26 protein-coding genes, 1 tRNA gene and 1 pseudogene are annotated in these 20,722 nt (G+C 52.1%); 14 read left to right on the top strand and 14 right to left on the bottom strand.

Going from position 1 to position 20,722, the window contains the following annotated elements; genetic code table 11:
- Window positions 1-19: 19 nt before the first annotated feature.
- Window positions 20-1,078: a polyprenyl synthetase family protein gene (locus ACP158_RS07575; RefSeq protein WP_424948326.1), complete on the bottom strand. Its 1,059-nt coding sequence runs from the start codon at window positions 1,076-1,078 to the stop codon at window positions 20-22.
- A gap of 534 nt (window positions 1,079-1,612) precedes the next feature.
- On the opposite strand from ACP158_RS07575, the gene ACP158_RS07570 reads away from it, so the two are divergent.
- Window positions 1,613-1,873, top strand: coding sequence for a hypothetical protein (locus ACP158_RS07570; RefSeq protein ID WP_424948325.1), 261 nt, complete (start codon window positions 1,613-1,615; stop codon window positions 1,871-1,873).
- 106 nt (window positions 1,874-1,979) lie between these two features.
- Here ACP158_RS07570 and ACP158_RS07565 read toward each other — a convergent pair whose 3' ends face one another.
- Together ACP158_RS07565 and ACP158_RS07560 are read right to left on the bottom strand one after the other, a co-directional pair.
- Window positions 1,980-2,168, bottom strand: a complete 189-nt coding sequence (locus ACP158_RS07565) for a hypothetical protein (RefSeq protein WP_424948324.1) — start codon at window positions 2,166-2,168, stop codon at window positions 1,980-1,982.
- 32 nt (window positions 2,169-2,200) lie between these two features.
- Window positions 2,201-2,332, bottom strand: coding sequence for a hypothetical protein (locus ACP158_RS07560; RefSeq protein ID WP_424948323.1), 132 nt, complete (start codon window positions 2,330-2,332; stop codon window positions 2,201-2,203).
- A 496-nt stretch (window positions 2,333-2,828) separates the two neighbouring features.
- On the opposite strand from ACP158_RS07560, the pseudogene rplU reads away from it, so the two are divergent.
- The 3 genes and pseudogenes from rplU to ACP158_RS07545 form a co-directional block, all read left to right on the top strand.
- Window positions 2,829-3,128 (top strand): annotated as a pseudogene (gene rplU / locus ACP158_RS07555) (50S ribosomal protein L21); the annotation flags it as partial.
- Window positions 3,129-3,270: 142 nt separating this feature from the next.
- Window positions 3,271-3,522, top strand: coding sequence for a 50S ribosomal protein L27 (gene rpmA, locus ACP158_RS07550; RefSeq protein ID WP_424948322.1), 252 nt, complete (start codon window positions 3,271-3,273; stop codon window positions 3,520-3,522).
- A 73-nt stretch (window positions 3,523-3,595) separates the two neighbouring features.
- Entirely contained in the window at window positions 3,596-3,829 is a 234-nt protein-coding gene (locus ACP158_RS07545) for a hypothetical protein (protein ID WP_424948321.1), read from the top strand.
- A gap of 508 nt (window positions 3,830-4,337) precedes the next feature.
- Here ACP158_RS07545 and ACP158_RS07540 read toward each other — a convergent pair.
- The gene (locus tag ACP158_RS07540; RefSeq protein WP_424948320.1) at window positions 4,338-4,511 is read right to left on the bottom strand and encodes a hypothetical protein; all 174 of its coding nucleotides are present in this window, start codon (window positions 4,509-4,511) and stop codon (window positions 4,338-4,340) included.
- Between the two features lie 70 nt (window positions 4,512-4,581).
- On the opposite strand from ACP158_RS07540, the gene cgtA reads away from it, so the two are divergent.
- Together cgtA and proB are read left to right on the top strand one after the other, a co-directional pair.
- A complete protein-coding gene (cgtA, locus tag ACP158_RS07535) occupies window positions 4,582-5,673 on the top strand; it encodes an Obg family GTPase CgtA (RefSeq protein ID WP_424948319.1) in 1,092 nt (363 codons plus the stop codon).
- Window positions 5,670-6,794 carry a glutamate 5-kinase gene (gene proB, locus ACP158_RS07530; protein WP_424948318.1) on the top strand — a complete coding sequence of 375 codons (1,125 nt, stop codon included), beginning with the start codon at window positions 5,670-5,672 and terminating at the stop codon, window positions 6,792-6,794. Before cgtA ends, proB begins: the two co-directional genes overlap by 4 nt.
- A gap of 53 nt (window positions 6,795-6,847) precedes the next feature.
- Here the strand turns inward: proB and rpsT are convergent, their stop codons facing one another.
- Entirely contained in the window at window positions 6,848-7,114 is a 267-nt protein-coding gene (gene rpsT, locus ACP158_RS07525) for a 30S ribosomal protein S20 (protein ID WP_424948317.1), read from the bottom strand.
- 171 nt (window positions 7,115-7,285) lie between these two features.
- Between rpsT and murJ the strand changes: the two genes are divergently transcribed.
- The 6 genes from murJ to ACP158_RS07495 all read left to right on the top strand — a co-directional run bounded on the left by murJ (window position 7,286) and on the right by ACP158_RS07495 (window position 12,445).
- Window positions 7,286-8,854, top strand: coding sequence for a murein biosynthesis integral membrane protein MurJ (murJ, locus tag ACP158_RS07520; RefSeq protein ID WP_424948316.1), 1,569 nt, complete (start codon window positions 7,286-7,288; stop codon window positions 8,852-8,854).
- Window positions 8,855-8,895: 41 nt separating this feature from the next.
- The gene (ribF, locus tag ACP158_RS07515) at window positions 8,896-9,837 is read left to right on the top strand and encodes a bifunctional riboflavin kinase/FAD synthetase (protein ID WP_424948315.1); all 942 of its coding nucleotides are present in this window, start codon (window positions 8,896-8,898) and stop codon (window positions 9,835-9,837) included.
- 28 nt (window positions 9,838-9,865) lie between these two features.
- Window positions 9,866-10,378, top strand: coding sequence for a signal peptidase II (gene lspA / locus ACP158_RS07510; protein WP_424948314.1), 513 nt, complete (start codon window positions 9,866-9,868; stop codon window positions 10,376-10,378).
- A 122-nt stretch (window positions 10,379-10,500) separates the two neighbouring features.
- Window positions 10,501-11,436 (top strand): 4-hydroxy-3-methylbut-2-enyl diphosphate reductase, encoded by a 936-nt coding sequence (gene ispH, locus ACP158_RS07505; protein WP_424948426.1) that lies wholly within the window; start codon window positions 10,501-10,503, stop codon window positions 11,434-11,436.
- A gap of 165 nt (window positions 11,437-11,601) precedes the next feature.
- Window positions 11,602-11,677: transfer RNA gene (locus ACP158_RS07500), tRNA-Thr, on the top strand.
- Between the two features lie 81 nt (window positions 11,678-11,758).
- Window positions 11,759-12,445 carry a hypothetical protein gene (locus ACP158_RS07495; RefSeq protein WP_424948313.1) on the top strand — a complete coding sequence of 229 codons (687 nt, stop codon included), beginning with the start codon at window positions 11,759-11,761 and terminating at the stop codon, window positions 12,443-12,445.
- A gap of 8 nt (window positions 12,446-12,453) precedes the next feature.
- Here the strand turns inward: ACP158_RS07495 and ACP158_RS07490 are convergent, their stop codons facing one another.
- Window positions 12,454-13,566 carry a 3-deoxy-7-phosphoheptulonate synthase gene (locus ACP158_RS07490; protein WP_424948312.1) on the bottom strand — a complete coding sequence of 371 codons (1,113 nt, stop codon included), beginning with the start codon at window positions 13,564-13,566 and terminating at the stop codon, window positions 12,454-12,456.
- Window positions 13,567-13,596: 30 nt separating this feature from the next.
- On the bottom strand, window positions 13,597-14,412 hold the full coding sequence (locus ACP158_RS07485; RefSeq protein ID WP_424948311.1) for a sulfurtransferase: 816 nt from the start codon (window positions 14,410-14,412) through the stop codon (window positions 13,597-13,599).
- A gap of 111 nt (window positions 14,413-14,523) precedes the next feature.
- On the opposite strand from ACP158_RS07485, the gene ACP158_RS07480 reads away from it, so the two are divergent.
- Both ACP158_RS07480 and ACP158_RS07475 read left to right on the top strand, forming a co-directional pair.
- Window positions 14,524-15,042, top strand: a complete 519-nt coding sequence (locus ACP158_RS07480; RefSeq protein WP_424948310.1) for a hypothetical protein — start codon at window positions 14,524-14,526, stop codon at window positions 15,040-15,042.
- A 29-nt stretch (window positions 15,043-15,071) separates the two neighbouring features.
- A complete protein-coding gene (locus ACP158_RS07475; protein WP_424948309.1) occupies window positions 15,072-15,302 on the top strand; it encodes a hypothetical protein in 231 nt (76 codons plus the stop codon).
- A gap of 96 nt (window positions 15,303-15,398) precedes the next feature.
- On the opposite strand, the gene ACP158_RS07470 is transcribed toward ACP158_RS07475, so the two are convergent.
- From ACP158_RS07470 to ACP158_RS07440, 7 genes are all read right to left on the bottom strand, one after another.
- The gene (locus ACP158_RS07470; RefSeq protein WP_424947494.1) at window positions 15,399-15,536 is read right to left on the bottom strand and encodes a hypothetical protein; all 138 of its coding nucleotides are present in this window, start codon (window positions 15,534-15,536) and stop codon (window positions 15,399-15,401) included.
- Complete coding sequence (locus ACP158_RS07465) at window positions 15,476-15,598, bottom strand: hypothetical protein (RefSeq protein ID WP_424948308.1); 123 nt, start codon at window positions 15,596-15,598, stop codon at window positions 15,476-15,478. Before ACP158_RS07465 ends, ACP158_RS07470 begins: the two co-directional genes overlap by 61 nt.
- Window positions 15,599-16,195: 597 nt before the next feature.
- Window positions 16,196-17,128, bottom strand: coding sequence for a pseudouridine synthase (locus ACP158_RS07460; protein WP_424948307.1), 933 nt, complete (start codon window positions 17,126-17,128; stop codon window positions 16,196-16,198).
- Window positions 17,129-17,140: 12 nt separating this feature from the next.
- On the bottom strand, window positions 17,141-17,899 hold the full coding sequence (gene scpB, locus ACP158_RS07455; RefSeq protein ID WP_424948306.1) for an SMC-Scp complex subunit ScpB: 759 nt from the start codon (window positions 17,897-17,899) through the stop codon (window positions 17,141-17,143).
- Window positions 17,896-18,780 (bottom strand): segregation and condensation protein A, encoded by an 885-nt coding sequence (locus ACP158_RS07450; protein ID WP_424948305.1) that lies wholly within the window; start codon window positions 18,778-18,780, stop codon window positions 17,896-17,898. Before ACP158_RS07450 ends, scpB begins: the two co-directional genes overlap by 4 nt.
- A 42-nt stretch (window positions 18,781-18,822) precedes the next feature.
- Window positions 18,823-20,052 carry a tryptophan--tRNA ligase gene (locus tag ACP158_RS07445; RefSeq protein ID WP_424948425.1) on the bottom strand — a complete coding sequence of 410 codons (1,230 nt, stop codon included), beginning with the start codon at window positions 20,050-20,052 and terminating at the stop codon, window positions 18,823-18,825.
- A gap of 19 nt (window positions 20,053-20,071) precedes the next feature.
- Window positions 20,072-20,704, bottom strand: a complete 633-nt coding sequence (locus ACP158_RS07440; RefSeq protein WP_424948304.1) for an L-threonylcarbamoyladenylate synthase — start codon at window positions 20,702-20,704, stop codon at window positions 20,072-20,074.
- Window positions 20,705-20,722: the final 18 nt, after the last annotated feature.

The raw sequence follows: 20,722 nt of genomic DNA, 5'->3' as shown, positions 1-20,722 counted from the left end.
GGTTCCGCCAAAGCGTGATTCAGTATCCTCGAATCACCGAAAATTCGGCCAGTTGCGCCAGCGCATCCTTATATTCATTGTCGTTTAGAGGCGCAAGCGCGGCGACTGCCAATTCAACCTGGTCGTTTGCCTGGGCCCGGGCGTAATCCAGCGCGCCGGTCGATTGCACAATGTCCAGAATCTCGGCGATTTTCTCGCGTTTGCCGTTTTCGATAGACTGGGCAATGATCGCTTTTTGTTGGGTGTTGCCGTGTTCCAGGGCGTAAATCAAGGGCAATGTCGGTTTGCCCTCGGCCAGGTCGTCGCCAATATCCTTGCCGAGGTCGGCGCTATCGGCACTGTAATCCAAAATGTCATCCACCAACTGAAAAGCGGTGCCAAGATGCATGCCGTAACTTGCCATGGCGTTGCATATTTCGGTGCGCTCACCCGCGATAATGCCGCCTAGCCAAGCTGCGGACTCGAATAATTTCGCGGTTTTGCGATGAATAGTGTCCATATACTGCTGTTCCGATGTGTCCGGGGAATGGGCGTTGAGCAGTTGCAGGACTTCGCCTTCGGCAATCGCATTCGTGGTGTTGGCCAAGATGCGCATGACCGCCATATTCCGGGTTTCAACCATCATCTCAAAAGCGCGGGAATACAAAAAATCCCCAACCAGGACGCTGGCCTCATTGCCCCATACGTCATTGACAGTGGGCTGCCCTCTTCGGGTGGCCGAGGCATCGACCACGTCGTCGTGCAGCAAGGTCGCGGTATGAATAAACTCAATCACGGCGGCGAGCAAGACATGATCTTTGCCCGGGTACCCACAGCAACGAGCGCACAGCAATAAAATCAACGGACGCAGCCTTTTACCACCGCTTTTTACAATATATGCCCCAAGGGTATTGATCAGCGCAATGTCGGATTGAAGGCGCCACTGAATGGTATTGTTGACCGCATCCAGATCGTCGCCAACCAACGATATGGCTGAGTCCAGCAACGATTTTGCCGGTAATTTTGTCGATGCATCGGGGTTTTCGGCATCCCGTTGCAAGTTGGGATTGGAGTTGAGATCGGAGTTAAGATCGGACATGAATTCTTGTGTCTGTTTTGAACTGGCGATTTTAGCCGAGATTGCAGATGGTTTGCATTCCCCGAAAGATAAACCGCCCGCATCATGCCCTGAATCAGCGGTTAGCTTCAACACGTATAGTGATCGGTCTTTTGGCGGAACCTCGCCTTTCTCATGCAAATACTAGTGCATGACGCTTAGCCCATTGTATTGTCCGGGCTCAGACACAAATGAGACGAATAAGAGGATAAAAATAACGGACTTATATAGGAAAGTTGGCAAAACATAAAGCACTAAAACCTGCATAGGCTCAGATACATATGGCACACCTCAACCCAAGAGGAGATGCCATGCGAATCCAGCATATTGGCTACGGAATAAGAGGGTTTTAAGTAGGTTTTTGTTTCCTCTTGTGCCCGTGGCCCGGTAATCACACCGGGCCACGGTTACGCTGGAGCACGTTTTAGTGTCACGCTTTGCGTGACACTCATTTACCATTGGCTTCTCAAAAAGACCCATTGCCTTCCGATTCACCATTGTCTCCCCAACCCGTCATTGCCCGGCCCATATTATCATTGGCCGGGCAATCCAGTTATTAAATCGTTCGGCGTAGCCGAACTCATTATTTCGGCGGCGAAGCCGCCGGGACGCGCTCATACATTAGCGGTAAGCAACAAGCACCATCGCCTTGCCGTCATTGCGCTTGCCTTTTCGTCGCCATGGTTTATTACGCCGTATAGTGTTGCGCATCGTCGCTCGGTCGATTACATACTTAATGTATTGCTCACTCCCTCGCTCCTCGCGCGCCTTGCCTGACAACGAAAATGCGGCGCGCAATGACGTGTTGAGGGCGAATTGGACAATGACACCCTTGCCGTCATTCTCGCATCGAACGGTGCGGCATCAAAGCAAATGAGTCCGGCTACGCCGGACGGCATATTCCACTGGATTGCCCGGCCAATAATAATATGGGCCGGGCAATGACAAATGATAGGCAATGGTGAATTGAGAGGACAAAGACGAATTGAGACGCCAAAGCACAGGAGAGAAAATGTCCGGCTACGCCAGAGCACGTTTTAGTGTCACGCTTTGCGTGACAATTATTTACCATTGCCCTCTCAAAAGGACTTATTGCCTTCCGATTCACCATTGTCCCCCCAGCCCGTCATTCTCGCCGCAGGCGGGAATCCAGTTAAAATATGTCTCCGGCGTAGCCGGACCCCTTTGAAAGAGTGTGAGTCTCGCTTCAATATGCGCCACGAAAATAGGTGTCAATATCTGCTAAAATCTATCCGAAATCACCGCTTAAAGTATCTTGAACCAAAATTAATGTATACGCTGGAACTTATGATTTTAAGATAACTGTTTATATTCATTCGCGCATAATTCGTTAAAAGTCAAGGTTTTAATTTCTTAACTTTTGCCAACTTTCCTATATAAGTCCGAAAAATAAAGCCTGCGTATCCAATCATATGACCGCTGTCCCGCAATCTGCAATGGCTTGGCGAGGCTGAAGCCTCACTTCCGGCCACCTGATTTTGTCTAATTATGTGGTGGACCTTGGACATGTATTTGACGACCAGGCTTTAGACGGCTACAATCCGGCATCCTTGAAAATCCGGTGATTTCCGCGTACAGATTCTCTGCCGCCAGCGAGTGGACAGGGGGACATCATGAAGGGATAATCGAGTCAGGTTTAAGTCATTGACTAAATTTGATCCGGCGACGAATAGAATAAACAATTGAAGCCCGTAAGTGAAGAGTGAATAACATGTATGCAGTCATCAAAACCGGCGGCAAACAATACAAAGTTGCTGTTGGCGATAAGTTAAAGGTGGAAAAATTAGCCGTTGCGGAGGGTGATTCGGTCAATCTGGAGCGCGTGTTGATGGTCGCGGACGGCGACCAAGTCACCGTTGGATCGACAGCGCTGGAAAACCCGGTCACCGCGACCGTGGTAGCCCATGACAGAGCCGGCAAAATCAAGGTGTTCAAAATGAAACGACGTAAAAACTATCGTCGTACGCAAGGACATCGCCAATCATTCACAGAGATCGAAATTACCGGTATTGGTGGCGCAGGCGGTGCTGGGCCTGCTCGCGCATCAACTGCTGAAAAGAAGACGATTGCCGGCGAGACCGTTGCCGAGAACATCGATGCCGCATAGCCCGTTGTTTATCCGATACTAAACCAGAACATGATAGAGGCGCCTCATGGCACACAAAAAAGCAGGCGGTAGTTCCAGAAACGGCCGCGATTCCGCATCCAAACGGCTTGGCGTTAAGAAGTTCGGTGGCCAACACGTTCTTGCCGGAAATATTATTGTAAGACAACGCGGCAGTTCGTTTCATCCAGGAAAAAACACCCGCCTTGGAAAAGACTTCACCTTGTTCGCAACCGCGCCGGGCCGGGTATTGTTTGAAACTAAAGGTCCTAAAAAGCGCAGGACAATCAGTATCGTCTGAGTTAAGATTTGGGGAATAATGAAACACAAAAACCCCGCTTTGTCACCAAAGCGGGGTTTTTTTATGGCTATGGATGGCTTGGTCGATACTCGTTCCGTACGGTATCGACACTTCCGCCATCCGTGGCGGTCGTATGGCGCGGGCGCATGGAGGCGCAGGAGCGGCGATGGACTGGATGGTCGGGCAGATTTTGCGCCGCGACATTTCCGCAAGCCTTTTCGGTTATGCTCACGACTCCACGGAAGCAGGATGTAGAATCAAGCACAAAGCAGAATCGAGCAGCGGCTATGATGACAAAAGTTTATAGTTAAACATTGTTTAAGGTTCAAGATACTTTAAGCGGTCGATTTCGGATAGATTTTAGCAGATATTGACACCCATTTTCGTGGCGCATATTGAAGCGAAACTCACACTCTTTCAAAGGGGTCCGGCTACGCCGGACGACATATTTTAACTGGATTCCCGCCTTCGGCGAGAATGACGGGCTGGGGGGGGGCAATGGTGAATCGGAAGGCGATGTGTCCTTTTGAGAAGACAATGGTAAATAATTGTCACGCAAAGCGTGACACTAAGAACGCGCTCTATTACCTAAAATCCGTCATTGCCCGGCCCATATTATTATTATTGGCCGGGCAATCCAGTTATTAAACCGTTCGGCGTAGCCGGACTCCTTATTATCGCGGCTTCGCCGCGTCTGGATTCCCGCCTACGGCGAGAATGACGGCAGGGAGGATGCGTAGCCGGACATTTTCTCTCGTGTGCTTTGGCGTCTCAACGCGCCTTTGTCCTCTCAATTCACCATTGCCTATCATTTGTCATTGCCCGGCGATGTGTTGTCTGATTTGAGTATACAATCGGCTGGTCGTTGGGCCAGAGATGCCAGTGATTTGAGCGACTTTGCAAGCCTTGATATCAAGGCAAAACAGCCGTGGAATCGCCCTGAATTTATTCCTCGAAATTCGGCAACGAATGACATGCTTGTTTTTCATTTATAGAACAATTAGTTATGACCATTTCACTATACCTTATAGTATCTTGAACCTTTTTTAAAATATAATAATGAAATTCGTTGACGAAGCGACAATCCGGGTCATCGCCGGCAAGGGCGGCAACGGCTGCCTGAGTTTCCTGCGTGAAAAATTTCGTCCAAATGGCGGACCTGATGGCGGAGACGGCGGCAATGGCGGCAGCATTTACCTGGTTGCCAAAAGTGGATTGAACACGTTGGCGGATTTCAGGTTTATTCGACAGTATCGCGCGAAAAACGGCGCGGGCGGCGCGGGCAAAGACCGATTTGGAAAGAAGGGTGATGATTTGCTGATCGCAGTGCCTCTGGGAACCATTGTCAGCGATGCGCAAACCAATGAAATAATCGGCGATGTGACTAAAGCAGGAGAGCGTTTGCTGGTTGCCGAAGGCGGCCGGCGCGGGCTGGGCAACGCGAATTTCAAATCCAGCACCAACCGCGCGCCGCGCCGCACTACTCCGGGAAAAATGGGAGATGAACGGTTAATGAAACTGGAATTAAAGGTGCTGGCGGATGTGGGTTTGTTGGGCTTGCCCAATGCCGGAAAGTCAACTTTGTTAAGCGCGGTTTCCCATGCCCGGCCCAAGATCGCGGATTATCCGTTTACCACTTTGCATCCGCAATTAGGCGTGGTGGATATCGGCCATTCCAGCAGTTTTGTGATTGCCGACATCCCAGGCTTGATTGAAGGCGCGGCTCAGGGAACCGGGTTAGGCATCCAGTTTTTAAAGCACTTGAAGCGCACCAGAATATTGCTGCATTTGGTCGATATCGCGCCCATCGACCACAAAGATCTTGAGCAAGGAGTCAGAGAGATTGAACGAGAATTGAGCCATTTCGAGCCATCGCTGGCAGACAAGGAACGCTGGCTGGTACTCAACAAGATTGATACGGTCAGTCAGGAAATGGCGCTGGAAATTGAATCCGAATTGAAGGAAAAGTTATCGTATCGCGGGCAGGTTTATCGTATCTCGGCGCTGACCGGAGCAGGCTGCGATAAGCTGACTAACGATGTAATGAATCGGTTGCTGCGGATTGATGAAGCCATTAAAGCCGAGTTGGAGAATCGCGAATCAGGCGCTCAGGATTTAGACCGCGTATGGGATCAGGTGCTGCAACAATGACCTCGCGCAAGGCGCTAACCGAATCAACCCGGTGGGTGGTCAAAATTGGCACGTCGCTGCTGACCGATGCCCAATCCGGTCTTAATCAATCCGCCATTGATTCATGGGTCGGGCAAATCGCCGAACTGAAAGATCAAGGCTTGGATGTGGTGCTGGTCTCGTCCGGTTCCATTAGCGAGGGCATGCGCCGCCTGGGCTGGCAGCATCGTCCCAGCGCAGTGCATAAACTGCAAACCGCCGCGGCGGTCGGCCAGATGGGGTTGATGCAAAGTTATCAGGCGGCTTTCGATCAACACCAAATTTTGACCGCGCAGATTCTGCTTACCCATGCTGATCTGGCGAATCGGCAGCGCTACCTGAACGCAAGAAGCGCGCTGCGCGAGTTGTTGAATCTCGGCGTGGTGCCGATTGTCAATGAAAATGATGCGGTGGTGAACGAAGAAATACGCTTCGGCGACAATGACACGTTGGCGGCATTGGCCACGAATTTGGTGGAGGCGGGATGTCTGGTGCTGCTTACCGATCAGGTTGGGCTGTGCGAGCGCGACCCCAGAAATTCTGCGTCGGCAAATCTGATTCAATATGGAAAAGCGGATGACCCTGAATTGTTGGCGGTGGCGGGTTGCGCTGGTGTATCTGGAAGCGGCGGTATGCTGACCAAAATCAAGGCCGCGCGCAAGGCGTCCGGGTCCGGCGCGACCACCATAATCGCTTCGGGCAAGGAACAGGATATATTGCTGCGTTTACGAGCCGGCGAGGTTTTGGGCACGACGCTGTCGCCGGGCAGCGGTCGAATTGCCGCCAGAAAACAATGGCTGGCAGGGCAGTTGCGCGGCACTGGAAAACTGGTGCTCGACAACGGCGCGGTCAGCGTATTGAAGGAATCCGGGCGCAGCCTGTTGCCGATTGGCGTTACCGCGGTGGACGGCGCGTTCACACGCGGAGAGATTGTTACTTGCGTTGACCAGGCTGGCAATGAAATCGCCCGCGGCCTGGTCAATTACAATGCGGACGAAGCCAGTAAAATCATTGGCAAATCCAGCGATAAAATTGAAGCGGTGTTGGGGTATTGCGGCGAAAGTGAATTAATTCACCGCGACAATATTGCCATTACGGCATGAATCCGATGCGCCGCTATCGCCACTATTATTATGAACGATGCGAACGATGCGAACTATGCGTTGAGGGATTTCAGCCGATGGTTAAGACGGCTTTTCAATCTCGCGGCGCGGGTTTTGTGGTGCAGGCCTTTTGCTGCGGCGCGATCGATGTTGGACACCGCGTTGCGGTATGCCGCGTTGGCTTGCTCCTGGTTTTTTTCCGCAATGAGTTTCAGCAGTTTTTTGATGGAGGAACGCAACGCCGAGCGAATGCTCATGTTATGCATTCGTCGCTTTGCATTTTGGCGGGCACGTTTTCGCGCCTGGGGTGTATTGGCCAACGGTTATCCTCGGATTTTTAGAGTCGGTTAATGGAGTCAAACAACGGGCGCGGGACTATGGTCAATTTCGTCTGATAAGTCAAGCCTGAAAGTCAACCCTGAAAGTCAACCTGGCACCGCATATTATCAAGGTATATTACCAAGGCATATTATTGGCAATCGCGAAGCAAAATGTCGTCCAAATTAATTAAGTCTGTGTCGGTTGTTGGCGCCATGACGTTGGTGTCACGGATGACCGGCCTGATTCGCGATGTGATATTCGCCAATATTCTCGGCGACAAAGCCGCGGCGGATATATTTTTTGTGGCCTTTCGCATCCCCAATTTTTTCCGCCGAATCTCTGGGGAAGGCGCATTTTCGGCCGCCTTTGTGCCGGTTTTCACGGACTATCGCCTGAATAACACCGAGTCTGACACGAATAGATTCCTGCAAATTTTGATCGGGCGATTCGGCTTGATTCTGCTGGTCGTCTCGGCGTTGGGAGTGATTTTTGCGCACGGCTTGGTGGCCGTGTTGGCGGCCGGGTTTGTTGACCAGCCGGAAAAGTTTAATCTCGCGGTGCAAGCCACTCGCATCACCTTTCCCTATGTGTTTTTTATCTCCTTTGTGGCCATGGCAGGCGGCATGCTCAATACTTGCGGTCGCTTCGCGGTGCCGGCCGCAACCCCGATTTTATTGAACATCTGCTTGATTTTCGCAGCTTTGGTTTTAGTGCCGATGGTTAACGATTCGCCCATTGCATTATCTTTTGGGGTGCTCGCGGCGGGACTGATTCAACTGCTGTTTCAATTGCCATTTTTGAAAAAGGAAAAGCTCACTATAAAACCAAGAATCATTAAGCGGGCCGGGGATGAAATCGGAGTGGCGGGCGTCAAGCGCGTATTTCGATTAACGCTGCCGGCAATATTCGGCGTTTCCGTGGCGCAATTAAATATGATCGTGAACATGGTGCTGGCATCGTATTTAGTCACCGGAAGCATTTCCTGGCTATATTATTCGGACCGGCTAATGGAGTTTCCGGTCGGCGTGTTTGGCATCGCCTTGGGCACCGTGCTTTTGCCCGACTTATCGCGCAAGCATGCCATGCGCGCCGCCATTGATTTTTCCAAAACCCTGGACTGGGGCTTGCGCTGGATATGCCTGGTGTGCGTGCCCGCGAGCGCGGGCTTGATCGTGCTGGCTAAACCCATGGTCGCCACCATCTACTATCACGGCGACTTCACGGCTAACGGCGTCGATATGACCGCGGCGAGTCTGGTCGCATACTCGATTGGCTTGACCGCCATCGTCATGGTGAAAGTGCTCGCGCCTGGTTTCTACGCCCGCGAGAACACCAAAACACCGGTTAGAATCGCCATGATTTCGATGGCCATAAACATTGTGTTTTGCTTATTATTGATCACCTCCCTGAAGCATGTCGGGCTGGCGTTGGCCACCACAATTTCCGCGATATGCAATGCGGCGATGCTGCATGTTGTATTGCGCCGGGAAAAAGTGTTAATGGCGGAGCCGGGGTGGCCGATGTTTTTGCTTAAAGTATTGTCGGGCTCGAGCATCATGGCGGCGGCGCTGTGGTGGTTCATGGGCGACGGCGGCGCCTGGCTGGAAATTTCAATTTGGAGCAGGGCGTTAAAATTGAGTCTGCTTTTATTATTGGGCGCGGCGGTGTATTTTGGATCCTTGTTTTTAATGGGGATTAAGCCGCGAAACTTGTGGTTGGCAAAAGATACCAATCAATAATGAAGCGGCAATAATGAAACGGCGACAATGAAACGGCGACAATGAAACTGGCGCGCTCAATAAATTCCAGGTTAATACCCGATTGCGGCTGCGTGCTGACCATCGGAAAATTTGATGCGGTGCATATTGGCCATCAAAAAATACTCAGGCAATTAGTCGCGGTCGGGGAAAAAATGAACTTGCCCGCGGTGGTGATGACGTTTGCGCCCAGCCCTGAAGAATATTTTCGCAAGCAAGACGCGCCGCCGCGATTGACTACCATCAGCAGTCAGTATTTTGCGTTGCGCGATCAAGGGGTAAGTTTGATGCTGGCGATACCGTTTAACAAGATGCTTGCCCAAACCAGCGCTGAGGATTTTATGCAAAAGTATTTGATAGACCGGTTGCGGGCAAAATATATTTCCATTGGCGATGACTTCAAGTTTGGCAAGGAGCGCAAGGGCGATTACCGGATTTTGCAACAGGCCGGGGTCAAGCATGGATTTGAAGTCGGGCGTTTTGAAACCATCAATGTCGGCGCCAGCCGCGTCAGCAGCAGCAGAATATGCGCAGCCCTCAGCGCCGGGCGCCTGGACCAGGTTGAGGCGCTGTTGGGCAGAAAATTCGCAATGGTGGGGCGGGTCATACATGGCGATAAGCGCGGGCGGGAATGGGGCTTCCCGACCGCGAATATTGCGCTAAACCGTAAAATTCCCATGACCGGCGTTTTCGCGGTAACCGTGCGCGGCGCAATCGATGATCATGGCCGCGCGCGCATTAAGGGCGTCGCCAACTTAGGCATGCGCCCGACGGTGGACGGCATGAAAACGCTGTTGGAAGTCCATCTGTTCGATTTTAATGAGCGCATATACGGACATCGCATCTGCGTGGAGTTTGTCGAAAAGATACGCGATGAAAAAAAGTTCGCGTCGCCGGATGCATTAAAACGCCAGATTTTTATGGATTGCGCGCGCGCAAAAGAAATTTTGGAGGCCGGCGAGTAAAAAAATCATATTTGTCACGCCAAAGTCCATGCCAAAATACCTGCCGAAATACTTGCCGAAATACCTGCCGAAATACTTTATGTACATCGCGCTGGCGGTTGTGGTGGTTGGCTTGGATCAATGGACAAAACAAATCGCCTACCAAAATTTACTCGGTCAGCCGCCAATCGATGTTTTGCCGATTTTGCAATGGGCGCTGGTATTTAACCGCGGCGCCGCGTTTGGTTTTCTTAACCAAGCCGGGGGAATGCAGCATTACTTTTTTGTTGGCTTGGCGATAGTGGTATCCATGGTTCTATTGGTGTGGTTGTGGCGTTCATTTACCCATAACCGATTGTTGTCCTGGGGCTTGGCGATGGTGCTCGGCGGCGCGATTGGAAATTTGATCGACCGGGTTTTATACCGATACGTTATTGACTTTATTTATTTTCATTATCAAGACTGGTATTTTCCCACATTCAACATTGCCGATGCGGCAATTACGTTAGGCGCGATTTGTTTAATCGCCGATAGTTTTGGGTTTGGCAGCAGCGATCAATAGCTTGCAACTCAATAATGATATAAACCGGCCGATATAAACCGGATGATATAAACGAGATGATATAAACCGGATGATATAGACTTGAAGGCATGAACCAGCCGACACAAAAAATGCAGGTGCCAATGCAAGTAGTGCTGGCAAATCCGCGTGGATTTTGCGCCGGGGTGGAGCGCGCAATTCTGATCGTTGAGCGCGCTTTGCAAACATGCGGCGCGCCGATATATGTACGGCATGAAGTCGTGCACAATAAATTTGTAGTCGATGGCCTAAGGAAAAAAGGCGCGGTTTTTGTCGATGAACTGGATCAAATTCCGCAGCATTCGACCGTGGTGTTTAGCGCACACGGCGTCTCCCGGGCGGTGCGGGAAGAAGCGCGACAACGCAACTTGAATGTCTTCGATGCGACCTGCCCGCTGGTGACCAAGGTTCATATCGAAGTGGCGAAATACCGGGAGCAAGGCTTGGAGGTTTTGTTGATCGGACACGCCGGTCATCCTGAGGTCGAAGGCACCATGGGGCAAGCCGATAGCAGGTTGCATCTTCTGGAAAATATCGAGGACCTGGAAAACCTGATAGTCGCTGACCCGGACAAGTTGGCTTATGTGAGTCAAACCACATTGTCGGTGGACGATACCGCAAAAATTGTTGGCGCACTTAAGGCGCGATACCCAACTATCATGGGGCCGCGCAAAGATGATATTTGTTACGCCACCCAGAATCGGCAGGACGCGGTAAAAAAGCTGGGCGATAAATGCGATGTGATATTTGTCGTCGGATCACCTAATAGTTCGAACTCGAATCGCCTGCGCGAAATTGCTGAGTTACGACAGGTCCCGGCTTACCTGATAGATGGGCCCGAAGAAATACAAGACAAATGGCTGGATGGAAAAACCTGCGCCGGAGTCACGGCCGGCGCATCCGCGCCGGAATCGTTGGTGGCGCAAGTCATTGAACGGCTCGCACAAGGCGATGCCCAGGCGCTTGAATTGGATGGCCCGCGTGAAAATATTTCATTCTCTTTGCCGAGCCGTTTGAGAAGCCAGGAACCGATCAGATAGGACCGTGCCCGAGATGGCAAATGGTTAAATTTAATAACAGAAGCAACCTGATCTTCAGTAATCGCTTCGCCATCCACACCCATTCCGCCCCGATTCCGCATAGACCAAAACAGCCGCCATCCGTATAATCGCCCCTTTATAATCGCCTCAGTCATGGCCCGAAATGCCGGAATAGCTCAGTCGGTAGAGCAACTGATTCGTAATCAGTAGGTCGGAGGTTCGACTCCTCTTTCCGGCACCATCCCCCGCCCCTTTGAATGACATGAATTAGTAGAATAAAATTCGTGTTAATGCCTATTAATCGTTAAGCGAGGAACTCTAAATGTCAGAAGCAATGACGGTAGAATTAATTGTTGAATCCGAATGGATGTTAAAAAAGTACTGGACAAAACCGCGGTTTGCGTATCAAACCAAAAGTAGCGGATGGAGCGATGTAGATGTTCTTTCCTACCATCCAGAAACAAAGCATCTCGTAATTTCTGAATCAAAAGTAAGGGGTCGTAAAAAGGCCATTCACGCATATACCGAACATACTAAAGAAAAACATGGAACAATCCTGGAATATAAACCTGCTTATTTCTCTTTTATACCAAACCTTCCTAAAATTTGTTCAGATGGTGTTGTGTTTACAAAGTTTTCAAAAATGGTAAAAACCATAACCGTTCAGGTAGTATCAAACTGCGTGATAGATAAGAGTTTGAAAAACGAAGCAGAGTCATCGGTGCTTGAAGAAATAGAAAAGTATATGCCGAGCTCAAAAGCAAAAATTGAGGTAACGCTTGATTCCACTATGGACGTAATTTCAAGGGTTATTGAGGCCGAAAATAAACATAACCAAGGTCGCAGATATGGCCATCCAATGCTTGATATAGCAAGAGAAATTAATCGCTACTTTTATCCTAATGTGGGCGGCGCTGGCAAAACAAAAGATAAAACCGAAGCTGTCAAAAAGCAAGCTATTCAGCCATTTCTTCAAGCAATCCATCACCAAGAAATTCTCGGCAACTAAATCAGGCGCTAATTCTCCTGCCCGGCCAGATCTTTGCGTTTGAGATAGGCTTCGCGGGCGATGTTGATGTCTTCAAGGTAGTGGTCTAACTCGTCCAGGGTGAGTGCCTGCGGCCCGTCCACCAACGCGCTCACTGGCTTGGGATGGAAGTCGATGAGCACCATGTTGGCACCGGCAATAATCCCCTGAGCGGTGGCGTGAAACAAATCGAGCAGTCCATCCGGTGCGCGTTCGCGTGTGCCGACCGAGTGCGATGGATCGATGCACACCGGCATATGGGTCATGCGCTTGATCACCGGCACATGGCTGAAATCAACCAGGTTGCGATGCGGGTCGCCCATGTTGGTTTTCATGCCGCGCAAGCAGAAAATCACCTTGCGGTTGCCTTCCGAGGCGAGGTACTCGGCTGCGTTTAACGACTCTTCCAGGGTAATGCCGAAGCCGCGCTTGAGCAGAATCGGGTGATCATTTTGCCGGCCGCAGGCTTTTAGCAGTTCAAAGTTCTGGGTGTTGCGCGTGCCGATTTGCAGCATCACCCCGGTCGGATGTCCGGCTTGTTCGAGCGCGGCGTTGATCTCCGCGATGTGGGTGTCGTGGGTGATTTCCATGGCGATGACCTTGATGCCGTATTTCCCCGCCAACTCGAAAACCCACGGCAGACATTCGGCGCCATGCCCCTGAAACGAATACGGGTTGGTGCGCGGCTTATACGCGCCCATGCGCGTGCATTCGAGCCCGGCTTGCGCCACCGCTTGCATCATCCGCTCGACGTGTTCAGCCGTGTCCACCGCGCACAGCCCGGCGAAAATATTGAGGTTGTCTTGGTTGAAGGTAACGCCGTTGTAGTTGAATCCATACGATCTTGAATCGCCGGCGTGGCGGCCGAGCACGGCGTACGAGCGCGACACCTTGACCACGCGGCTGACCCCGGACAGGGCTTCGATGGCGTTGCGATCCAGGGTCGAGGTATCGCCGACCAGATAAATTTCGGTGAGCACTTGCTGGGTGCCGGTTACGCAGTGAACCTTGGGGGTCACGCCGGGCATGGCGCGCAGGTATTCGAGTATGGTCGCGGTTTCGGGCGAATCGTTGCTCAGTTGCGGGTCAAGTATGACGATCATGATCGGAAATTTCAGTGGTTAAAGTGACGGTTATTCGATGGGAAGAGCGGGGTCGTTGCCCCACTCCGACCAGGAGCCGGGATAGCCGCGGATTTTCTCAAAGCCGAGGTGGCGCAGCATCACAAAACTGTGCGACGAGCGATGGTGGGTTTGGCAATAGGTGATGATTTCCCGGTCGCGCTCAATGCCGCGCGCCGCCAGCATCGCGTTCAACTCCGCTTTGGGTTTGAAGCGAAAATAGTGGTCGCGGTCGATGGTGTCAAGCCAGTTGAGATTGACCGCGCCGGGAATGTGGCCGTGGCGCAGGAATGGCGATTTGAGGCCGTGGTATTCGTCCGGCGTGCGCGCATCAAGCAACACGACTTTTTCATCGCCGAGCGCGCCTAACACATAATCACGGTCGGCGATGACGGCGGGATTATGCGCGATGACCAAGTCGCTCGGCGGCGCCGCGGTAACGCTGTGCGCGATAGCGCGGCCTTCGCTGCGCCACGCCCCGAGCCCGCCGTTCAACAGCGACGAATGTTCATGCCCGACCGCTTCCAGCGTCCACAACAAGCGGCTGGCGCGCGTATTGCCCTGATGGTCGTAGGCGATGATATGCTGGTCGCGGCGCACGCCGATGGCGCGTAGCGTCGCTTGCAGTTTATCCCGTGGCGGGAGCAACCCCGGCGCCGGCGGCTGGCCCAGAATCAGGTCGTTGTAATCGAGATGCACGGCGCCGGGCAAATGGCCCTGGAGATAGGTTTCGCGCGCGCCGACATCAACGATGAGCAAGTTGTCATCCGCCAGCCGCGCCGCAAGTTCAAGCGGCTCGATTAAGCAGGGCGTGGAATCATTATTCATGGGTCAGCATTATAATGGTTATCCAACGGCTAGTATTCCTTGAATTCAACCCGAAAACCATTCGTCCCCCGTTTGCGCGAGGGCAGGCCCGCGTAGTGGGACACGACCGCCATGGATGGCAGAAGTGCAAATAATGTCGGGAACAATTATTTGCCGACCGCCATGGATGGCAGAAGTGCAAATAATGTCGGGAACAATTATTTGCCGACCGCCATGGATAGCGGAAGTGCAAATAATGTCGGGAACAATTATTTGCCGACCGCCATGGATAGCGGAAGTGCAGATTGCCGCTCCTGCGCGTCCCGCGCCCGCGGCATACATACCATCCGTGGCAATATTGCTGGGAGTAAAAATCTGCCAAAACCGCAAGCCCAGGCCAAGCGCCAGCCTCGCCATCGGATAATATCAGCGGCTGTCGCCGCTTGTGCTTCACTGGATTATCGGGTCAAGCCCGATAATAACGGTGGGGTGGCGGCGGGGAACTTCGGGGGGTGGCGGCGGGGAACTTCGGGGGGTGGCGGCGGGGAACTTCGGGGAATGACGGCAGCCCTTGCAGGGTGGATTCCACCGGGCGAGTGCAAGTCGGCTGCCTTTGATATTAAAATAGGTTCAAGATACTTTAAGGTATAGTGAAATGGTCATACCTAATTGTTCTATAAATGAAAAACAAGCATGTCATTCGTTGCCGAATTTCGGGGAATAAATTCAGGGCGATTCCACGGCTGTTTTGCCTTGATATTGAGGCTTGCGAAGTCGCTCAAATCACTGGCATCTCTGGCCCGGCGACCAGCCGATTGTATACTCAAATCAGACAACACATCGTCGGGCAATGCGAGCGTATGTGTTCACTAATTCACTGCCCGTTTTGCTCCTTTCCAGCGGTGTTTTAGCACCGCCCTCTCGGCCGTCATTCTCGCCGACAGGCGGAAAGAATCGCCCTCCCTGCCGTCATTCTCGCCGAAGGCGGGAATCCAGTTAAATATCTGTCACGCGTAGCGTGACTCTTTATTGGCATCCGGCTTTGCCAGACACAAACCGGCGGCTACGCCGCAAAGGAGTCCGGCTACGCCGGACGGTTTAATAACTGGATTGCCCGGCCAATAATAATAATATGGGCCGGGCAATGACGAATTAAGGTAATAGAGCACGTTTTAATGTCACGCTTTGCGTGACACTTATTTACCATTGTTCTCTCAAAAGGACTCACCGCCTTCCGATTCGCCATTGTCCCCCCAGCCCGTCATTCTCGCCGCAGGCGGGAATCCAGTTAAAATATGTCGTCCGGCGTAGCCGGACTCCTTTGAAAGAGTGTGAGTTTCGCTTCAATATGCGCCACGAAAATGGGTGTCAATATCTGCTGAAATCTATCCGAAATCGACCGCTTAAAGTATCTTGAACCTTAAAATATTGGGTGAAACCCACTCTGCATCAGCATGACGGCTTGGCTGAGCCTAATATCCCCTCGTCATTCCCGATCTTCACACTCCCGTCGTCATTCCCGCGGCTTCATTGAGCTCAAGAATCGCTGCCGCCACCCCAACGACAACGCCCTGTTCAGTATCACTTTAGCTTTGGAATAGACTGGGGGGACATATCGAAATCCCTTTATCATGGCTTTGTGAATCTACGGACAAAATCGCTTGTTCCAAGGCATTCCATTCATCAGCACCATGACAACGGATATTTTCATCATCGGCTTTGGCATCCTCGGCAATTGCTTCTGCATTGCTCTAATAAGCTACGTCCATGCCGCGATGCGTCGCTCTCGACTGCTGTTCCAGACTCAGTGCTGTCTCCCCCGTCCCTGGGGTCGTCTTCTGTTACTGCGTTGCCCGGATTTTTTGCGCGTATCATCCCTGATACGCGTCCTGGCGGACTCGCTTCGCTCGCGAAAAATCGCTCCTGGCGATTTTTTCGGCGGTTTAGGGGTAACCACCTTATCGTTGTCGTCGTTTTTCTCCAGCTTTTCGATTAAATCCGAACCAAGTTCAATCCAGCCTCCTAATTTAATGCCTCTTGGCAGCGCAACTTTCCCGTATCGAATGCGAGACAGTCTGCTTAGTTTGCAACCAATCGCTTCCCACATCCGCCGAACTTCACGGTACTTTCCTTGTTTGACGGTGACAGAATACCAAGTATTACTGCGCTCTCCCCGTTGGCGGCTGACCCGGAGAAATTGAATCAAATGCCCGTCAATTTTTATGCCTTGTTTTAATCGATCGAGTGATTGATTATCAACCTGCCCATATACCCTGCATAGATATTCTCGCTCTAACCCGAGTTTTGGATGCATCAAATGATGGGCAAGATCGCCATCATTGGTGAACAACATCAGCCCGCGGGTATTAATATCCAAACGACCCACCGCAACCCAACGCTGTCCTTTCAATACCGGCAGGCGGTGAAATACGGTCGGTCGATTTTTCGGGTCCGAGCGGGTGCAAATTTCCCCTTCCGGTTTATTGTAGAGAATAATGCGCCTCTGGCGCGTCTTGTCCCCAATCTTCTCTTTTGGGCGGCGGCATGTTACCGGCTCGCCATCCATGTTTATTCGACTGCTTGATGTGACCCGATCACCCAGTTTGGCAATCTTGCCATCAACCGTTATTTTCCCTTCGCTTATCCAGCCTTCTACCTTTCTTCTGGAACCCACCCCGATACTTGACAAATATTTCTGTAGCCGTTCTGGAGCAAGGCCAGCATCATATTGTCGCATCAGGTTTTCGCATCATATTGTCGCATCAGGTTCGGCAACCTCGGCTTCGGCGCTTGTCTGGTCGTTCAGTTGACTGTCCGGCGTCAATTCCCGGTCATGTTCAGCTTCATCTTCAGAGTGATTTTGTTGACCAACCGCAAGATTTAATTGGAATACATCCGGCTGTTTTTGCTCGCCCGGTTGCTCGCCATCCAGCGCCGCCAATACCTCCGGCGGCAACGGCGTATCCATTTCGCTGGCAATCACGCCGAGTTCGCGCTGCTCCATTAACAGCGGCAGTTCGCTCAGCGACTCAAGATTAAAATAGGAAAGAAACGCGGGCGTGGTTCCAAATAGAGCGGGCCGGCCCGGCGTATCCCGAACGCCCACCTGGTTCACCCATTCGCGCTCCATCAGCCGCTGCATAATTTCCGTGCTGACACTAACCCCTCTAATGTCCTCGATGTCACCCCGGGAAACAGGTTGCCGATACGCAATGATGGCCAGAGTTTCCAGCAATGCCCGCGGCAATTTCGGCGGCCGGCCGGCCTGCAGCTTTCTGATCCAGCCTGCATATTTCAGTTTAGTTTGGAATCGATAACCCTTACCAATTTTCTTCAAGTCAATCGCGCGCCGCGCGCAATCTTCCTGCAACTCGGCGAGTGCCGCCTCAACCTGTTCAGTGGTCGGCGCCGATTTGTCATCAAAGGCAGCCAGAATTTTGGCCACGCTCAATGGCGTGTCCGAGACCATCAAAACCGCCTCGACAATATTTTTAAGTTCGCCGCTCATGTCGATCCTGATGCAACGCTTTTTAAATGAATCGGCGTGAACGGCTCATTCTGCATCACAATTAGCATATCATCCCGCGCCAATTCCAGAATCGCCATAAAACTCACCACCAACCCAGGTTTGCCCTCTTGAGGATCAAACAAGTCTTCGAATCGAACAAAGTGGGTGGTGCGAACCCGGTCCAGAATCTGGGTCATTTTTTCCCGCACCGTCAGCCTTTCCCGGCCAAAATAAAAATGCTTGTTCATCTCCGAACGCTCCAAAACATTTCTAAACGCCACCGCCAAATCATTCAGCGATGCCCGCGACTCAATTTTCACCGGCTCTGAATCCTCGAAATCCGCGCTCACCAGATACAGTTCGCGCTCCAACCGCGGCCGTTCATTGAGGTCAATGCCGGCCCGGCTAAAGCGCTCGTATTCCTGCAGCCGCCGCACCAAGGCGGCGCGCGGATCTTCGTCATCCTCATCACCGTCCGCGGGCGGGCGCGGCAACAACAAACGTGATTTAATTTCCGCAAGCATGGCCGCCATGACCAGATATTCCGCCGCCAGATCCAGTCGAAATTTTCGCATCATCTCGACATATTCCATGTACTGTTTGGTAATGCGCGCCACCGGAATATCCAGAATATCCAGGTTTTGTTTGCGTATTAGGTACAGCAATAAATCCAACGGCCCCTGGAATGTTTCCAGAAACACTTCCAGTGCATCAGGCGGAATAAACAGATCTTGCGGCCAGTTATCGAATACTTCGCCTTTGACCAGCACTTTGTTGGTCATGTCATTGACTTGCTTTTCATTGACCTGAACATCATCCCGCGCAATTGCCGTCCGGCTTGGCGGCGTATCGGTTTCCTGATTGGTTTTTGTATCGTTCACAATGCGTATGCGCGCGCTTTCATTTGCCTGTTCATTGCATGTTTATTTATGGGCCGTGCCCACCGCTTCGCGCACGATTTCCATGGTTTCCGCCGCCACTGCCCGCGCCTTTTGACAGCCGGCGTGAATCACTTCCTTGACCTTGGCGGGGTTGGATTCATAGGGCTGAGCCCGCTGGCGAATTTCCTCTTGTTGTTGCAGCACTTTTTCAATCAGGGGCCGCTTACATTCGAGGCAGCCGAAAGAGGCCGCGCGGCATCCCGTAGCAGCCCACTGCCGGGTTTCGCTGTCGCTATAAACCAGGTGCAGCTGCCACACCGGACATTTATCCGGATCGCCGGGGTCGGTGATTCGCACCCGCGCCGGATCCGTCGGCATCACCCGAATGGATTGCTCAACGCGCTTGGGCTCATCGCGCAATGCGATGATATTATCATAGGACTTGGACATTTTTTGCCCATCCAGCCCCGGCATTTTTGCGGCTTCGGTCAGCAACGCCTCGGGTTCCGGCAAAATGGCTTTTCCCCGCCCTTCCAAAAATCCCGCCAACAAATCCTGTTGCGCCTGATTGATGTTTGGTTGCGCTCGAATCAATGCAATTGCCTCAGCATGGGCTGCGCGATCGCCTTTTTCGTTAAACATTTGTTTAAGCCGAACAAACGATTTGGCCGCTTTTTTCCCCATTTGCTCGATTGCTTGTTGCGCCTCCATGTCAAAATTTGGACCGCGCCCAAAAAAATAATTGAAGCGGCGCGCAATCTCCCGGGTTAATTCCACATGCGGAACTTGATCCTCCCCGACCGGCACATGCGCCGCGCGATACATTAAAATATCCGCGGCTTGCAACAACGGGTAACCCAAAAATCCATAGGTGGCAAGGTCTTTGTCGCGGAGTTTTCGCTGCTGGTCCTTGAAACTGGGCACCCGTTCCAGCCAGCCCAAAGGCGTTACCATAGATAACAACAAGTGCAATTCGGCGTGTTCAGGAATTCGGGATTGGATGAACAAAGTTGCCTGTTCAGGATCCACTCCGGCCGCCAGCCAATCAATCACCATCTCCCAGACATGCTCGCCCATGGTCTGCGGGGCGTCGTAATGCGTCGTCAGCGCATGCCAATCGGCGACAAAATAAAAACATTCATAGCCCTTTTGCAGACGCACCCAGTTCTTCAGCACACCATGATAATGCCCAAGATGCAACCGACCGGTCGGGCGCATGCCGGACAGAACCCGGCGGTTGGTCGCGGTGTTTTCGGGTGAGCGCGTCGTCATTGTTTCGTCATTGCCATTGTCATTCGGCGGCGGATATAAACGTGCTGACATCGCCCTTGCCCACTCGGCGCACGACCGGGATGCCGCCGATCAAGTCGACCACGGACGTGGGTTCGAGTCCGCAAGGACCGCCGTCAATGACCAAGTCGATGTCATGCTCCAGCACTTGGCGAATCTGCTGCGCGTCATTCAGCGGCACGGTATCGGCGGGCATAATCAAGGTCGAACTCATCAACGGCTCGTTCAAAACACGCAACAACATCTCGACGATGGGGAAGTCCGGCACGCGCAAGCCGATGGAGCGCCGTTTCGGGTTTTGCAGTCGTTTCGGAACTTCGCCGGTAGCGTTGAGAATAAAGGTATACGCTCCGGGAGTAAAGCGTTTCAACAAGCGATAGATGTCATTGTCAACTTTTGCGTAAATGCTGAGCTCGGATAAATCCTTGCACACCAGAGTAAAGTTATGCCCCTCTCCTATTTTCCTGATTTTCCTGATGCGATTCATCGCCTCCTTGTTGCCAATGGCGCAGCCCAATGCATAACTGGAATCCGTGGGATACGCCACCACGCCGCCGTGGGCAATTATTTCGGCGGCTTGATGGATGAGCCGCATTTGGGGATTGACCGGGTGGATGGAAAAATATTGTGCCATAACGCGTCAGGTAAATGA

It is taken from the genome of Candidatus Spongiihabitans sp. (assembly GCF_965247905.1).
In the GTDB taxonomy this organism is placed as follows: domain Bacteria; phylum Pseudomonadota; class Gammaproteobacteria; order Arenicellales; family Poriferihabitantaceae; genus Spongiihabitans.
Note: the sequence above shows the minus strand (reverse complement) of the source record. Positions and strands in the feature narration are given on the sequence as shown.

Coding starts and splice junctions, on each gene's coding strand:
- ACP158_RS07575 (WP_424948326.1), bottom strand. CDS start 1,078: ATGTCCGATCTTAACTCCGATCTCAACTCCAATCCCAACTTGCAACGG.
- ACP158_RS07565 (WP_424948324.1), bottom strand. CDS start 2,168: ATGGTAAATAATTGTCACGCAAAGCGTGACACTAAAACGTGCTCTGGC.
- rpmA (WP_424948322.1), top strand. CDS start 3,271: ATGGCACACAAAAAAGCAGGCGGTAGTTCCAGAAACGGCCGCGATTCC.
- ACP158_RS07545 (WP_424948321.1), top strand. CDS start 3,596: ATGGCTTGGTCGATACTCGTTCCGTACGGTATCGACACTTCCGCCATC.
- ACP158_RS07540 (WP_424948320.1), bottom strand. CDS start 4,511: ATGAAAAACAAGCATGTCATTCGTTGCCGAATTTCGAGGAATAAATTC.
- cgtA (WP_424948319.1), top strand. CDS start 4,582: ATGAAATTCGTTGACGAAGCGACAATCCGGGTCATCGCCGGCAAGGGC.
- proB (WP_424948318.1), top strand. CDS start 5,670: ATGACCTCGCGCAAGGCGCTAACCGAATCAACCCGGTGGGTGGTCAAA.
- murJ (WP_424948316.1), top strand. CDS start 7,286: ATGTCGTCCAAATTAATTAAGTCTGTGTCGGTTGTTGGCGCCATGACG.
- ribF (WP_424948315.1), top strand. CDS start 8,896: ATGAAACTGGCGCGCTCAATAAATTCCAGGTTAATACCCGATTGCGGC.
- lspA (WP_424948314.1), top strand. CDS start 9,866: ATGCCAAAATACCTGCCGAAATACTTGCCGAAATACCTGCCGAAATAC.
- ispH (WP_424948426.1), top strand. CDS start 10,501: ATGCAAGTAGTGCTGGCAAATCCGCGTGGATTTTGCGCCGGGGTGGAG.
- ACP158_RS07495 (WP_424948313.1), top strand. CDS start 11,759: ATGTCAGAAGCAATGACGGTAGAATTAATTGTTGAATCCGAATGGATG.
- ACP158_RS07490 (WP_424948312.1), bottom strand. CDS start 13,566: ATGATCGTCATACTTGACCCGCAACTGAGCAACGATTCGCCCGAAACC.
- ACP158_RS07485 (WP_424948311.1), bottom strand. CDS start 14,412: ATGAATAATGATTCCACGCCCTGCTTAATCGAGCCGCTTGAACTTGCG.
- ACP158_RS07480 (WP_424948310.1), top strand. CDS start 14,524: ATGGATGGCAGAAGTGCAAATAATGTCGGGAACAATTATTTGCCGACC.
- ACP158_RS07475 (WP_424948309.1), top strand. CDS start 15,072: ATGAAAAACAAGCATGTCATTCGTTGCCGAATTTCGGGGAATAAATTC.
- ACP158_RS07465 (WP_424948308.1), bottom strand. CDS start 15,598: ATGGTAAATAAGTGTCACGCAAAGCGTGACATTAAAACGTGCTCTATT.
- ACP158_RS07460 (WP_424948307.1), bottom strand. CDS start 17,128: ATGCGACAATATGATGCTGGCCTTGCTCCAGAACGGCTACAGAAATAT.
- scpB (WP_424948306.1), bottom strand. CDS start 17,899: ATGAGCGGCGAACTTAAAAATATTGTCGAGGCGGTTTTGATGGTCTCG.
- ACP158_RS07445 (WP_424948425.1), bottom strand. CDS start 20,052: ATGACGACGCGCTCACCCGAAAACACCGCGACCAACCGCCGGGTTCTG.
- ACP158_RS07440 (WP_424948304.1), bottom strand. CDS start 20,704: ATGGCACAATATTTTTCCATCCACCCGGTCAATCCCCAAATGCGGCTC.